Consider the following 13,447-nt stretch of genomic DNA (forward strand, 5'->3'; position numbering starts at 1 on the left):
CGGGGTCGGCCGACCGCCGCCTCCGCGCCCACCACCACTCCGCCCGTCCCGCCCGGCGCGTCAGCGCCGGGCGGGACGGGCGGAGTGGTGGTGGGCGCGGAGGCGGCGGTCGGCCGACCCCGTCAGTGGGGGCCGGCCGTCGCCGTCAGCGGCGGTCGGCGGACGCTGCGGAGCGCTCGGGCTCGACGATCGTGCGGACGGCCTCGGTCGAGATGCGCTCGCGCTCGACGGGGGCGGGACCACCGTGGTCGTCGGCGGACATCGTCCGCTCGTCGAACGGCGCCGCTCCGGACAGGACCCGCTCGACCTGCTCCTTGTCGATCTGCCGGGTCCACGTGCCGACCAGGACGGTCGCGACCGCGTTGCCGGTGAAGTTCGTCAGGGCGCGGGCCTCGGACATGAACCGGTCGATGCCGACGATGAGCCCGACGCCGTTCACCAGGTCGGGGCGGTGCGCCTGCAGCCCGCCGGCGAGGGTCGCGAGGCCGGCACCGGTGACGCCCGCGGCGCCCTTCGAGGCGATGATCATGAAGACCAGGAGCGAGATCTGCTCCGGGATGTTCAGCGGGGTGCCGAGCGCGTTCGCGATGAACAGCGACGACATCGTCAGGTAGATGGCGGTGCCGTCGAGGTTGAACGAGTAGCCGGTCGGGACGGTGACGCCGACGACGGGCTTCGAGACGCCGAGGTGCTCCATCTTCGCGATGAGCCGGGGCAGGCTGACCTCGCTCGAGGAGGTCGAGACGATGAGCAGGTACTCGCGGCCGAGGTACTTCATGAGCCGGAAGATGTTCACGCCGGTCACGAGGCGGAGCAGCAGGCCGAGGACCCCGACGACGAAGACGATGCACGTGATGTAGAACGCGACCATGAGGGTGCCGAGGGCCACGAGTGCCGCGACGCCGGTGGCGCCGACCACGGCCGCGATCGCGCCGAAGGCTCCGACCGGGGCGGCCCACATCACCATCGCGAGGATGCGGAACACGAGGGCCTGCAGGTGCCGGATGCCGGTGAGGATCGGTGCGCCCTTCTCGCCCATCGCCTGGAGCGCGAAGCCGACGAGCAGCGCCACGAAGAGCGTCTGCAGGATGCTGCCGCTCGTCAGCGACGACACGAGCGTGGCGGGGATGATCCCGAGCAGGAAGCCGGACGTCGACGATGCGTCCTCGGTGGAACCGGCCGGCGGGTCGTACTTCGCGGTCGACATGTCGAGGTGGTCGCCCGGGTGGATGAGGTTGCCGACGACCAGACCGATCGCGAGGGCGAAGGTCGACATGGCGATGAAGTACCCGAGCGCGAGCCCACCGACCTTGCCGACCGTCGCCGCCTTGGCGATCGAGCCGACACCGAGGACGATCGTGCAGAAGATGACGGGGGCGATCATCATCTTGATGAGGGCGATGAAGCCGTCCCCGATCGGCTTGAGACCGACCGCGAAGGTCGGTGCCGTGAGCCCGACCACGATGCCGGCGGCCACGGCTGCGATGACCGCGATGTAGAGCCAGTGCGAGCGGTCCAGCCCGCGACGCCGTGCGGGGCGTGCGGTGGACGAGTGCGTCGATGCCATGAGACTTCCTTGTCGTCAGGACCGGGGCGTCGTCACCTCGGTCGGCTCGTTCCCCGGTGGGGACGGGCCCACCCTGCCGCGGACCGCACACGGGAGGGGACTTGTGTTCATTGCGTTCACGGATGGCCCCACGCGGTCGGGTCGTGTCGCAGAATGGGGGTCCCGCGACGAGGCGAGGAGGGTCTGACCGTGGCACCGAGACGCTGGAGCATCGCCAGGCGGCTGTTCGCGCTGCAGCTGTTGTTCGTCGTGGTCGGCGTCGCGGTGGGTGGCGCCTGGAGCTGGTCGTCGGCGCGCGCGGACCTCGAGGAGCGTGCCGCCGACCGGAGCACCGCCGTCGCGGTCTCGATCGCGCGGAACCCCTTCGTCGTCGAGCAGGCGTCGACGAGCGATCCCTCCGCGCGGCTCGAGCCGTACGCGCTCGACCTGATGCGCCGCACGCACACGGACTTCATCACGATCATGGCGCCGGACCGCACCCGCTGGACGCACCCGGACCGCGCCGAGATCGGCCGGCCCTTCCGTGGCACGATCACGCCGGCGCTGCGGGGCGAGACCTTCACCGAGACCTTCGCCGGGACGCTCGGCCCCTCGGTGCGCGCGGTCACCCCGATCACCGACCAGGACGGCACGGTCGTCGGGCTCGTCGCCGCGGGCGTCACCGTCGCGAACATCTCCACCGCGCTGGTGCCCCGGCTCGTGTCCGTCGTCGTGCTCGCCCTGGCGATCGTCGCGGTCTCGGCGCTGTTCTCGTGGCTGCTCAGCCGGTACCTCGGCCGGGTCACCGGTGGCCGCGGTCCCGAGGAGCTCGCGCGGGTGTTCGCCTCGTACGAGGGCGTGCTCCACTCCGTCCACGAGGGACTCGTCGTCATCGACCGGTCCGGAGCCGTCGTGCTGCACAACGACCGGGCCGCGGAACTGCTGCACCTGCCCCCGCCCGCCGAACGGCAGGAGCCGATCCCGCTCGCCGAGGTCGACCTGCCGGAGGGTCTGCGGGCGCTGCTCGCGTCCGGGGACCGCGCGGTGGACGAGACCCACGAGACGGCCGACCGTGTGCTCGTGGTGAACCAGGAGCTGGCGTTCCCGCGGGGGTCGGCGAAGCCGCTCGGCACGGTGGCCACGATCCGGGACCGGACCGAGGTGCTGCACCTGTCCGGGGAACTCGCGGCGACGCGGACCCTCACGGACGCGCTGCGGTCGCAGACGCACGAGTTCGCCAACCGGATGCACGCGGTCGTCGCCCTCATGGAACTCGGTCGGGTCGACGAGGCGATCCGGTTCGCGTCGGACGAGCTCGACCGACACGCGGACGCCGGGGCGCCCGAGGTCGGTGTCCGCGCCGACGGCGGGGAACCGCTCACCGCGACCGCCCAGGTGCTCGCCGCCGTGCTGAGCGGGAAGCGCGCGCAGGCGCACGAGCGATGCGTCGTGCTCGTGGCCGACACCAGCGGCCTGCGAGGGGCGGTGTCCGCGCCCGCGAGCGACGTGATCACGGTGCTCGGGAACCTCGTCGACAACGCCGTGGACGCCGTGGCCGAACACGCCGGGGGACCGGAAGGACCTCGGGTGTTGGTCACCGTCGCGACGCTCGACGACGGGCACACGCGGATCACGGTCGAGGACAACGGCCCCGGGATCGCCGACGTCGGTGCCGCCTACGAACGGGGGTGGTCGACGAAGCCGTCCGGGCCGGAGGGGCGGGGGATCGGACTCGACCTCGTCCGGTCCACCCTCGCCGCCGTCGGCGGGACGATGACCGTCGACACCGGCCCCACGGGGAGCACCTTCGTGGTCGACCTCGACGCCCGGCAGGTGGTCGCGTGACCGACACGATCCGGGTCCTGATCGTCGAGGACGAACCCCTCACCGCGGAGGCCCACGCCGCGTACGTCGCGCGGGTGGAGGGCTTCACGGTGGTCGCCTCCGCGGCGACCGGACGGGAGATGCTCGCCGCGGTCGCCGCCGAGAAGCCCGACCTCGTCCTGCTCGACTTCAACCTGCCCGACGCCCACGGCCTGCAGCTCGTCCGCGCCCTGCGCACCGCCGGGTCCGCCGTCGACGTCATCGCCGTCACCGCTGCGAACGACGTCCGGGGCGTGCGGAACGCGATCGCGCTCGGCATCGTGCAGTACCTCGTCAAGCCGTTCAGCTTCCGCACCTTCGCCGACCGCCTGACCACGTACCGCGAGTACCGCCGCGGGTTCGACGACCGTCGGTCGCTCTCGCAGGCGGACATCGACCAGCGGCTCGGCACGCTCCGCCCGGCGGTGCCGACCGAGCCGGAGAAGGGCATCGCGCGCGAGACGCTCGAGTCGATCGAGGGCGTCCTGATGCGTGCGGACGGCGGGGCTTCGGCGACCGAGGTGGCGCAGGCGACGGGGACGTCGCGCGTGACCGCCCGCCGGTACCTGGAGCACTTCGTCGCCGTCGGGCAGGTCGAGAAGGACGTCCGGCACAGCGGCCAGGGGAGACCGGAGTACGAGTACCGCTGGCTACGGTGAGCCGTGTGGCGGGCCGTCGCCAGGAAGCCGCTGCGAGGGGGAGGTAGGCAGATGCGTGTTCGAGGGATGTCCGGACGGCAACGGGTCGTGATCGCGGCGCTCGCCGCACTCGTGATCGCCGTGACCGGGTGCTCGGACGACCGTGGCTCGCGAGACGCCGCGGGGACGACCCGGCAGCAGGTGGAGCGGATGAGCCTGCACGAGGAGTTCGACCGGGCGGGGGAGCGGTACGAGCGAGGTCAGGCGCTGCTCGCCGACGCACAGGCGCGGATCTCCGACGGGGTGTGGACCTGGAACGGCGGGGACGTTCTCCCGCTTCCCGGCGACGATGCGTTCGGCGACGTGCCCGACGGGGCGACGGCGGAGAACAGTTACTCGTTCCGGACGGTCCGGATCCTCCACCCGGAGGGGGCGACCGGCGCGGCTGCGGACCTCGAACCGATGCGGCGCTGGTTCGACGAGGAGGGGTGGCGTTCGCGGAGCGCCGAGATCGGGCAGAGCACCGAGCTGCGGGCGGACACCGGGGACGGCTGGTGGGTGACGTGGACGGTGCGGAAGAACGGCCAGTACTCGGTCGGCGTCTACAGCGAGACGTTCTGGACCAACGACACCGATGCGCTCGTCGAGGCGATCGCAGTCCGAGACCCGGCGGACTTCCCCGAGGAGTCGGCGCCCGGGGTGTCCGCGCCCTTCCCGAAGTGGAGTGACCCGGTGCGGGAGCCCTGAGGGACGGAGCCTCCACCGGGCTCAGAACGACGATCGCAGGCCTCGCCCCAGATCATCCGGTCGGACAGCTCCTCGGGGATCTCCTCGTCGAGCGGCAGCTCGAACCGCTCGAAACCTTCGGGCATCGCGCGGTAGCTCGCCCACCGATCGACGAGCTCGGCAGCGGCACGGTCGGCCTCGTCCGCGGAGGCGAAGAACCCGAGGAGCTTGGCGCCGATCACCTCGTCCTCCGCCACCGTGGACCGGTGCACGAGGAGCCAGACGGTCATGCGTCGACCTGGAAGAAGTCGGAGTTCCAGCCGCTGACGATCCCGACCTCGTACCGGTCGACGTGGACCGTGCGACTGCCGCCCGTCTCCCGTCGCCGCTCCGCGGCGTAGGCGTTCGCTGCCGCTGCCGTGGAGAAGGCGCCGAGGACCCGGTCGAGGTCGTCGTCACCGGGGAAGATGGCGTCCTCCTCGGACACCCACCACACGGCCGTGGGCGCTTCGGGATCAGGAGTGCTCTGCACCGTGACACCGTACCGACCGCGATCGCGTCACGTTCCGGATTCTGACGATCTCGGTGCACGGATCCCGAGGATGCTGCACCGGGATCGTCACAACCGCAGAACGATGACGGGTCGCTGACTCGACCATGCGTGAAGCGACCACGAGCGTCGCGACCACGCGCGGACGCGGACCGACGGTGGGTCGCTGTCGCGACCACGGTCRGACCGCGACACCAGTCGTTCCGGCGCGCGACACCGGACGGTCCCCGGGCGTCGGAACCACGAGGGCTCCTGCTCGTCAGTCGAACATCTCCGCCAGGGCCGCGTACGGGTCGCCCTCGACCCGGTGCGCCGACCGCCCCTCGGGCCAGTGGGTCGTGCCGTCGTCCGGCCAGCACGGCACGACGTGGAAGTGCAGGTGGGGGACGCTCTGCCCGGCGTCCGGGCCCGAGGCCTGCAGCACGACCGTCCCCGTCGCCCCGAGTCCCGCACGCATCGCACGGGTGACGCGCTGCACGAGCGCGATCGTCGCCGCGAGCGACGTCGGCCCGGCGGCGCGGAGGTCGACCGTGTGCTCCACCGGCACGACGAGCGTGTGCCCCGGGGCCAGTGCGGAGTCGGGCAGGGGCGCGAACGCCACCGCCTCGGGTTCCCGCTCGACCCACACGGCGGGCGACGAGCCCGCGATGATGCCGCAGAAGGTGCAGGCGTCCGTCATCCCCGACGCCGTGCCCGTGCGAGCACCGCGACGACGGCCAGGCCCGCTGCGACGGCTCCGCCCCAGATGAGTGCGGTCATGGTTCCCCCTCCGTCCGGCGCCGGTCACCACGTCGGTGTGGTGCGCTCGACGCTCCCGTACCCGGATCGCGTCCGTGACCCGGGGCCCGCGTCCGTTCCCCGGGTCGCGGTCGACTCCGAGTATGGCGTCGGCAGGCCCGATCGGTCCAGCGTCGGTCGGTCGGTCGGAACGGGAGCGTGCTGCGTGGCCGAGCTGTCCGAGCCCTCATGGTGCACCGGGGTCGTTCGTCATACGATCGTCTTGCGGCACCCGTGGTGCAGCCGTTCGGGTCGGCTCGCACCGCGGGTGCTCACCACCCGTCCGCACGGGGGCACGGCACCGTGCTGGTCGCCGCGGACGGCCGGGAGGCGCGGCTCGCGCCCGTCACGCCGCCCACGTCCGCCCCGCCGACCGTAGGGTGACCGCATGACCGTGCACGTCCGACCCGTCCGCCCCGCCGACGAACGGGCGTGGTCGACGCTCTACGCCGGGTACCGCGCCTTCTACCGACTCCCCGACGACCCCGCGGCCGTGGCGACCACCTGGTCGTGGGTGTCCTCCGGTGCGCACGGCTTGACCGGGCTCGTCGCGGTCGACGCCGACGACCGACCCGTGGCGCTCGCGAACCTCCGCCGGTTCGTCCGACCGTCGACCGCGAGCACCGGGCTGTACCTCGACGACCTGTTCACCGCTCCGGACGCGCGGGGCACCGGTGCGGCGACGGCGCTCCTGCACGCGGCTGCGTCCCTCGCGGCCGACGAGGGCGCGACCGTCGTCCGGTGGATCACCGCCACCGACAACGACCGGGCCCGCCGCGTGTACGACACGGTCGCGTCGGCGACGCCGTGGGTCACCTACGACCTGGCGCCGGCACCGCACTGACGGCGCCGGCACCGCTCTGACGGCGCCGGCACCGCGCTGACGGCACCGGCCGACGCGGTCGATCGCCGTGGTCAGCCGACGTCGCTGACGAAGGCGACGTCCACCCAGGGCAGGAGGTCCCGGTCGACCACCGCGGTGACGACCCGGCCGTCGTCGAACGCGAACGCGGACCCCACCACGAACGGGTCGGTGTCGAGCAGCAGTCCGTCGCGCTCCTCGCCGTCGACGACCACGGGGTGCGGTCGGACGGCGTCCACGGTCACGAGCTCGACCCACGGACCTCGGGGCGACGGGCCGTCGAGCCCGTGCGCGGCGCGGTGGTGGTCGTGCAGCACGTGGTCGACGTGGGCGCGGAGGAGCTCCCGGGCGTCCTGGTCGCCGGCGGCGCTCCAGTGCGTCGTGACCGCGTCCCACATCGTCGGGAAGCGCATCCGGTCGCGAGCAGCCAGCAGCCACGCGGGCAGGTCGTCCGGGACCGGGCCGTCGAGTGCGGCACGCTCGGCCGCCGACAGGTCGGCCAGGTTCACCGGGTCGTCTCGGTCGTCGGGGTTCCGCCAGAAGCCGTAGTTGCGGGTGACAGCGGCGTCGACGGTCACCGCGTCCGACCCGCTGCCGTGCTGGCTCTCCTGCAGGCCGGTCACGCCGAGGTCCTCGAGGTGGCGCTGCGCGACGAGACCGGCGACGCGGATGCCGAGTGCCGCCACCCGTGCGTGCACGGCGAGCGAGGGGTCCGGCGCGTCCGATCCGACGCGACCCGACACGTGCACCTCAGGCCGCCACGCCGCGTGTGACGACCGTGGCCGTCCGCGGTCCGTCCCGGTGGTCCCTCGACCGCTCCCCGTCGCCGCTGCCCCTGTGCTGCCCCATCCCGTCACGCTAGCGCGCCCGGGCGCGCGCCGACAGGGGCGGTCGCACGCACGCACTCACGCACGCAGGCAGGCAGGCACACGCGTGCCGCGACACGGCCTGACCGAGTGAACACCGGTCCGACAGGTGACCGGTGGCGGACGGGAGGCGCGGTGCGGGCCCGCACCGCGCCTCCCGTCCGGTCCTTCCTCAGACCGTCGCCGGCACCGCGACCCGCGTCAGCCGGACCGGGACGGCCTTCGACACCGGGGTGTTGCTGCCCTTCGCCGCACTGTCCAGCGGGACGAGCACGTTCGCCTCCGGGAAGTACGCCGCGGCGCAGCCGCGCGCACTCGGGTACGCGACGATCCGGTACCCGCGCAGGACGCGTTCGACGTCGTCGTGCCACACGGTCGCGACGTCGACCGTGTCGCCGTCCTGCAGCCCGAGCTCGGTCAGGTCGTCCGGGTTCACGAACACCACGTGCCGGCCCTTCTTGATGCCGCGGTACCGGTCGTTCAGGCTGTAGATCGTCGTGTTGTACTGGTCGTGCGACCGCAGGGTCTGGAGCAGCAGGGTGCCCTCGGGGCGCTCGACGTGCTCGAGCTCGTTGACCGTGATCATCGCCTTGCCGGTCGCCGTCGCGAAGGTCCGGGAGTCGCGGGGGCCGTTCGGCAGGACGAAGCCCTCCTTGCTGCCGGCGCGACGGGAGTAGTCCTCGAAGCCGGGGACGACGTGGCTGATGTGCTCGCGGATCACGTCGTAGTCGTCGCGCATGGCCGACCAGTCGATCGGGAGGCGGTCGCCGAGCGTGGCCTTCGCCAGTTCGCAGACGATCGCGACCTCGGACAGCAGGCCGGGGGCGACGGGCGGGACCTGGCCGTGGCTGCCGTGCACGGAGCAGACGGTGTCCTCGACCGAGACGAACTGCGGGCCGGCGGCCTGGACGTCGATCTCGGTGCGGCCCATGGTCGGCAGGATCAGGGCTTCCCGGCCGACGACGGCGTGCGAGCGGTTGAGCTTGGTGGACACCTGCACGGTCATCTCGGTGCCGCGGAACCCCTGCTCGGCGAGCTGGCTGTCCGAGATCGCGGCGACGAGGTTGCCGCCCATGCCCATCCAGAACTTGATGTCGCCGCGCTGCATCCCGTGGATGCCCTTGAGTGCGTCGACGCCGTGCTCGCGGGGCGGCTCGAAGTGGAACTCCTCCGCCAGCGTGTCGAGGAACGTGTCCGGCATCTGCTCCCAGATGCCCATCGTCCGGTCGCCCTGGACGTTGCTGTGCCCGCGGATCGGCGAGGCGCCGGCGCCCGGGCGGCCGATGTTCCCGCGGAGGAGCAGGAGGTTGATGATCTCCTTGATCGTGTCGACGGCCTTGACGTGCTGCGTGATGCCCATCGCCCACGTGATGATCGTCCGCTCGGAGCGCAGGTACCGTTCGGCGAGCTCGTCGATCTCCTCGATCGCGAGGCCCGTCGCCCGGACGACCTCGTCGTCGTCGACCTGCAGGATGTGCTCCACGAACGCCTCGTAGCCGCTCGTGTGCTTCTCGATGAACGCGTGGTCCACGACGGACCCGGGCGTGCGCTGCTCCGCGAGGACCACGCGCTTGGCGATCGCCTGCAGCAGCGCCATGTCGCCGCCGAGCCGGATCTGCAGGAACTGGTCGGCGATCTCGGTGCCGTGGCCGACCACGCCGCGCACACGCTGCGGGTTCTTGTAGCGGCGCAGGCCGGCCTCGGGCAGCGGGTTCACCGCGACGATCTCGGCCCCGTTCCGCTTGGCGTCCTCGAGCGCGGTGAGCATCCGGGGGTGGTTCGTGCCGGGGTTCTGGCCCATCACGATGATGAGCTCGGTGTGCTCGAAGTCGTCGTACGCGATGGTCGACTTCCCGATGCCGACGGTCTCGGCCATCGCCAGGCTCGTCGACTCGTGGCACATGTTCGAGCAGTCGGGCAGGTTGTTCGTGCCGAAGGCCCGGACGAACAGCTGGTAGACGAAGGCGGCCTCGTTCGAGGTGCGTCCGGACGTGTAGAACGACGCCTGGTCGGGGGAGTCGAGGCCGTTGAGCTTGTCGGCGACGATCCGGAACGCCCGCTCCCAGCTGATCGGCTCGTAGTGGTCCTTCCCCGCGGGCTTCCACACGGGTTCGGTCAGACGACCCTGCATGCCGAGCCAGTACTCGGTCTTGTCGGCGAGGTCGTCGACGGAGTGCTCCGCCCAGAACGAGCGCGGCACGAGGACCGGGGTGGCCTCCCACACGACCGCCTTGCCGCCGTTCTCGCAGAACTCGGCGGTCTTGCGCTTGTCCGGGTCCGGCCAGGCGCAGCTCATGCAGTCGAAGCCGCCCTTCTGGTTCAGGGACAGCATGAGCTTGGCGGTGCGGGCGAGGCCGAGCTGCTCGATCGCGGGCCCCATCGAGTGCAGGACGCCGGGGACGCCGGCCGCCCAGTTCTTCGGCTCGCCGACCGTCATGTCGGCGTCGGTCACGTCGTCCTTCGGGGGCTGTTCGGTCACGGGGCGCTCACTGTCTGTCGGGGCTGCTGTACCGGTTCGGGGGCGGTGTCGGCCGGCTCGACGATCCGCTCGGCTCGGCTGTAGACGACCATGCTCTGGCCGCGCAGGAAGCCGACGATCGTGATGCCGACCTCCTTCGCCAGGTCGACCGCGAGCGACGACGGTGCCGACACCGCCGCGAGGACCGGGATCCCGGCCATCGACGCCTTCTGTGTCAACTCGAAGCTCGCGCGACCCGACACCATGAGGACGGTGCCGCCGAGGGGCAGTCGACCCTCCTTGACGGCCCACCCGACGACCTTGTCGACGGCGTTGTGGCGGCCGACGTCCTCGCGCAGGACGAGCATCTCGCCGGTCCGCCCGTCGAACAGTGCGGCGGCGTGCAGACCGCCGGTCTTCTCGAACACGTCCTGGGCCTCGCGGAGCCGGTCGGGGAAGGTCGCGAGGAGCGCCGGGTCGAGCACGAGCGGGTCGTGCAGGACCGCGTGCTGCGAGGTGGTGCGGACCGCGTCGATGCTCGCCTTGCCGCACAGGCCGCAGGAGCTCGTCGTGTAGAACGCCCGCTCCAGGCTGGGATCGGGTGCGGGGACGCCCGGCGCGAGCGTCACGTCGAGCACGTTGTAGGTGTTCAGCCCCTCGTCGGTCGCACCCGCGCAGTACCGTGCCGCGGCGAAGTCGTCACCGCGGGCGATGACCCCCTCGGACACCAGGAACCCGGCCGCGAGGTCGACGTCGTTGCCCGGGGTCCGCATCGTGATCGCGAGCGAGTTCCCACCGACCCGGATCTCGAGCGGCTCCTCGACCGCGAGCAGGTCGTCACGCACCGACCGGGACGTCGCGACGGTGATGCGGGTGACGCGCTTGCGCGCCGTGATCCGGCTCATGGTCCGGGTCTACCACCCGAGCCGGTGACGCTGCCAGTGCGGGTGCGGTTTCCGCGGGCGGAGACCGGCCGGCTGTCGTGGCCGTCGTGCCGCCGCGTCGGCCTCGCGTCCGCGTCGTCCCCCGGCGGCCGGCTCCCCCGGCGGTCCGCTCCGCCGTGCGGTTCGCGTCAGCGGGTCCAGGGCAGCCGGACGGGAGGCACGGCATCGCCCGCCACGCCGCCGCCGGGTCCGACGACCAGCAGCCCGTCGGCGTCGGCCAGCCCGCGCAGCATCGCCGACGTCTGGTGGGTGGTCGGGACCGCCCCCTCCGGGGTCGTCCGGTACGCGGTGACCAGCGAGCCGGGGCGGTCGTTCGGCACGTCCACGGCCAGGCGGACGTGCGCGACGGGTTCGGTCGGTCGGCCGAGCACCCCGGCGACGAGGGGGCCGCCGAGCAGCACCAGCCCGACCATCGCCGCCATCGGGTTGCCCGGCAGGCACAGGAAGACGGTCGCGCCGCGCCGGGCGAGCAGCATCGGTCGGCCGGGACGCACGTCGACCCGGTCGATCAGCAGCTCGGCGCCGATCCGGGCGAGGGCGCCGCGGACGTGGTCGGTCGACGACCCCGCGGTGCCGCCGGTCGTGACGACGATCCGCTCCTCGGCCGCGTCGAGCACCCGCGCGGTGGCGTCGGCGTCGTCGGACACCCGCTCGGCCGCGACCGGGTCGGCGCCGTACGCACGGAGCACGGTCGGCAACGTGTGGGTGAACACGTCGCGCACCTGTCCGGGTCGTGGGACGCCCGCACCGACGATCTCGTCACCGAGCACCGCGACGCGTGCGGTCGGCGCGGGGGCGACGAGCACGTCGTCGACGCCGGACGCCGCCGCGAGGGCCGCTCGTGGCGGGGTCAGGACCGTGCCGGCGGGGAACAGCGTGCTGTGCCGGGCGACCTCCTCGCCCGCGGGCCGGACGTGCCGGCGGTCCGAGGCGGTGTGTCGGACGAGCCGTCCTGCGGCGTCGACCGCGGCGTCCTCGGAGCGCACCACGGCCGTCGTCCCGGGCGGGACCGGCGCTCCCGTGGTGATCGGTCGTGCGTGTCCGGCCCGGATCGGTTCCGTCGGGACGGCCGCCCCGGCGACGATCGGTCCGCCGAGCTCCCACGGCCCGTCGCCCGCGACCGCCCAGCCGTCCATGGCGGCGCCGTCGTGTCCGGGGACGTCCCCCGGGGCGACGAGGTCCCCCACGAGCGTTCGCCCGATCGCCGCCGCCAGGTCGAGTCGGAGCGGTGCCGAGCGCGGGTCGAGCCGTGCGCGGTCGGCGGTGAGTCGGGCGCCCTGCCTGTGCGCCTCGTCGCGCGCTGCCTGCCAGGGGAGGAGGACCGCCGTCACCGGGTGCCGGGGCCGGTGACGGACCCGGTGCCGTCGTCGGTGCTCGGGCCGGCGCCGGCGTCGCGCGCCGAGGCCAGCCGCGTGGCGGTCGCGGCGGCGGCTTCGACGTCCGCGGGGGAGCCCCCGCGGAGCCCTGCGGCGTAGCCGACCAGGAACGTGGTGAGCGGTGCGGCCGGTCGGGCGACCCCGTGCGCGGCGTCGCGGGCGAGGTCGAGCACGACGTCGCGGTCGAGCGTGAAGTCCTCGGGGAAGCCGAGCGCCTCGGCGAGCTCGGCGGTCCATGCGGCGAGGACGTCGTCGGTGGTCATGCGGTCAGTCAAGCAGCCGCGGGGTGTCGGCGACCCGCGCGGCGTCGGCCGGTTCGTCCACGTCCGCACAGAGTCCGGCGGACAGCGGGACCTCGACGAGTCGGAGGGCGGCGGTGAGCCGTCGGACCGCCGCGCCGTCCGGGTCCCCGAGCGCGGCGACGGCGTCGCGCAGGGCCGTCGACCGGTAGAGCGCGAGGAGGGGCTGTCGGCGGCCGTCCTCGTCCACGGCGACGAACCCGTCGGCGTCGAGGCCGTCGGTGTCGGACCCGTCGGCGTCGGCCCTGGCCTCCGCAGCGCGCAGCAGTGCGTCGACCGCCCGCTCGGGCTGCACGAGGTCGCACGCGAGCACGAGCGTCCACGGCGCGGGTTCGACCACCGCGGTGAGCCCCGCGACGATCCCGGCGACGGGTCCACCGAACGGCGGGTCCTCGCGCGTGACGACGACCCCGTCCGGCGCGGTCCGGCCGTCCCGGAGCCCGACGAGCACGACGGTGCGGGCACGGGCGGCAGCGGCGACGGCGTGGTCCGACAGCGCCAGGCCGTCGGCGACGATCGCGGTCTTGTCGACCCCGCCCATC

The 13,447-nt window shown here is 73.1% G+C and carries 13 protein-coding genes; 4 read left to right on the forward strand and 9 right to left on the reverse strand.

What is annotated here, in order from left to right; translation table 11 throughout:
* Positions 1–145: 145 nt before the first annotated feature.
* Positions 146–1,567, reverse strand: coding sequence for a cation:dicarboxylase symporter family transporter (locus BEP24_RS14010; protein WP_065964448.1), 1,422 nt, complete (start codon positions 1,565–1,567; stop codon positions 146–148).
* 189 nt (positions 1,568–1,756) lie between these two features.
* On the opposite strand from BEP24_RS14010, the gene BEP24_RS14015 reads away from it, so the two are divergent.
* The 3 genes from BEP24_RS14015 to BEP24_RS14025 all read left to right on the forward strand — a co-directional run bounded on the left by BEP24_RS14015 (position 1,757) and on the right by BEP24_RS14025 (position 4,794).
* Entirely contained in the window at positions 1,757–3,391 is a 1,635-nt protein-coding gene (locus BEP24_RS14015; RefSeq protein WP_253181704.1) for an ATP-binding protein, read from the forward strand.
* Positions 3,388–4,068, forward strand: coding sequence for a response regulator (locus BEP24_RS14020; RefSeq protein WP_065964451.1), 681 nt, complete (start codon positions 3,388–3,390; stop codon positions 4,066–4,068). The genes BEP24_RS14015 and BEP24_RS14020 overlap by 4 nt, the downstream gene beginning before the upstream one ends.
* Positions 4,069–4,134: 66 nt before the next feature.
* Positions 4,135–4,794, forward strand: coding sequence for a hypothetical protein (locus BEP24_RS14025; RefSeq protein WP_065964452.1), 660 nt, complete (start codon positions 4,135–4,137; stop codon positions 4,792–4,794).
* Between the two features lie 265 nt (positions 4,795–5,059).
* Here the strand turns inward: BEP24_RS14025 and BEP24_RS14030 are convergent, their stop codons facing one another.
* Positions 5,060–5,305 (reverse strand): hypothetical protein, encoded by a 246-nt coding sequence (locus tag BEP24_RS14030; protein WP_139197456.1) that lies wholly within the window; start codon positions 5,303–5,305, stop codon positions 5,060–5,062.
* A gap of 277 nt (positions 5,306–5,582) precedes the next feature.
* Positions 5,583–6,002: an HIT domain-containing protein gene (locus BEP24_RS14035; protein WP_065964455.1), complete on the reverse strand. Its 420-nt coding sequence runs from the start codon at positions 6,000–6,002 to the stop codon at positions 5,583–5,585.
* A 486-nt stretch (positions 6,003–6,488) separates the two neighbouring features.
* Here BEP24_RS14035 and BEP24_RS14040 point away from each other — a divergent pair, with 486 nt between their 5' ends.
* Positions 6,489–6,944 (forward strand): GNAT family N-acetyltransferase, encoded by a 456-nt coding sequence (locus BEP24_RS14040; protein WP_065964457.1) that lies wholly within the window; start codon positions 6,489–6,491, stop codon positions 6,942–6,944.
* A gap of 71 nt (positions 6,945–7,015) precedes the next feature.
* On the opposite strand, the gene BEP24_RS14045 is transcribed toward BEP24_RS14040, so the two are convergent.
* From BEP24_RS14045 to BEP24_RS14070, 6 genes are all read right to left on the reverse strand, one after another.
* Complete coding sequence (locus BEP24_RS14045) at positions 7,016–7,705, reverse strand: hypothetical protein (protein WP_141693471.1); 690 nt, start codon at positions 7,703–7,705, stop codon at positions 7,016–7,018.
* 295 nt (positions 7,706–8,000) lie between these two features.
* Positions 8,001–10,265 (reverse strand): FdhF/YdeP family oxidoreductase, encoded by a 2,265-nt coding sequence (locus tag BEP24_RS14050; RefSeq protein WP_065964464.1) that lies wholly within the window; start codon positions 10,263–10,265, stop codon positions 8,001–8,003.
* 38 nt (positions 10,266–10,303) lie between these two features.
* On the reverse strand, positions 10,304–11,191 hold the full coding sequence (gene fdhD / locus BEP24_RS14055; RefSeq protein ID WP_065964459.1) for a formate dehydrogenase accessory sulfurtransferase FdhD: 888 nt from the start codon (positions 11,189–11,191) through the stop codon (positions 10,304–10,306).
* Between the two features lie 167 nt (positions 11,192–11,358).
* Entirely contained in the window at positions 11,359–12,561 is a 1,203-nt protein-coding gene (locus tag BEP24_RS14060; protein ID WP_065964460.1) for a molybdopterin molybdotransferase MoeA, read from the reverse strand.
* Positions 12,558–12,869, reverse strand: a complete 312-nt coding sequence (locus tag BEP24_RS14065) for a DUF6457 domain-containing protein (RefSeq protein WP_065964461.1) — start codon at positions 12,867–12,869, stop codon at positions 12,558–12,560. The genes BEP24_RS14060 and BEP24_RS14065 overlap by 4 nt, the downstream gene beginning before the upstream one ends.
* A 4-nt stretch (positions 12,870–12,873) precedes the next feature.
* The coding region (locus BEP24_RS14070) for an NTP transferase domain-containing protein (RefSeq protein ID WP_065964463.1) at positions 12,874–13,447 on the reverse strand (574 nt) is incomplete at its 5' end.

Origin of the sequence: Curtobacterium sp. UCD-KPL2560 (assembly GCF_001705035.1) — a bacterium.
In the GTDB taxonomy this organism is placed as follows: Bacteria; Actinomycetota; Actinomycetes; order Actinomycetales; family Microbacteriaceae; genus Curtobacterium.

Coding starts and splice junctions, on each gene's coding strand:
- BEP24_RS14010 (WP_065964448.1), bottom strand. CDS start 1,567: ATGGCATCGACGCACTCGTCCACCGCACGCCCCGCACGGCGTCGCGGG.
- BEP24_RS14025 (WP_065964452.1), top strand. CDS start 4,135: ATGTCCGGACGGCAACGGGTCGTGATCGCGGCGCTCGCCGCACTCGTG.
- BEP24_RS14035 (WP_065964455.1), bottom strand. CDS start 6,002: ATGACGGACGCCTGCACCTTCTGCGGCATCATCGCGGGCTCGTCGCCC.
- BEP24_RS14040 (WP_065964457.1), top strand. CDS start 6,489: ATGACCGTGCACGTCCGACCCGTCCGCCCCGCCGACGAACGGGCGTGG.
- BEP24_RS14050 (WP_065964464.1), bottom strand. CDS start 10,265: ATGACGGTCGGCGAGCCGAAGAACTGGGCGGCCGGCGTCCCCGGCGTC.
- fdhD (WP_065964459.1), bottom strand. CDS start 11,191: ATGAGCCGGATCACGGCGCGCAAGCGCGTCACCCGCATCACCGTCGCG.
- BEP24_RS14065 (WP_065964461.1), bottom strand. CDS start 12,869: ATGACCACCGACGACGTCCTCGCCGCATGGACCGCCGAGCTCGCCGAG.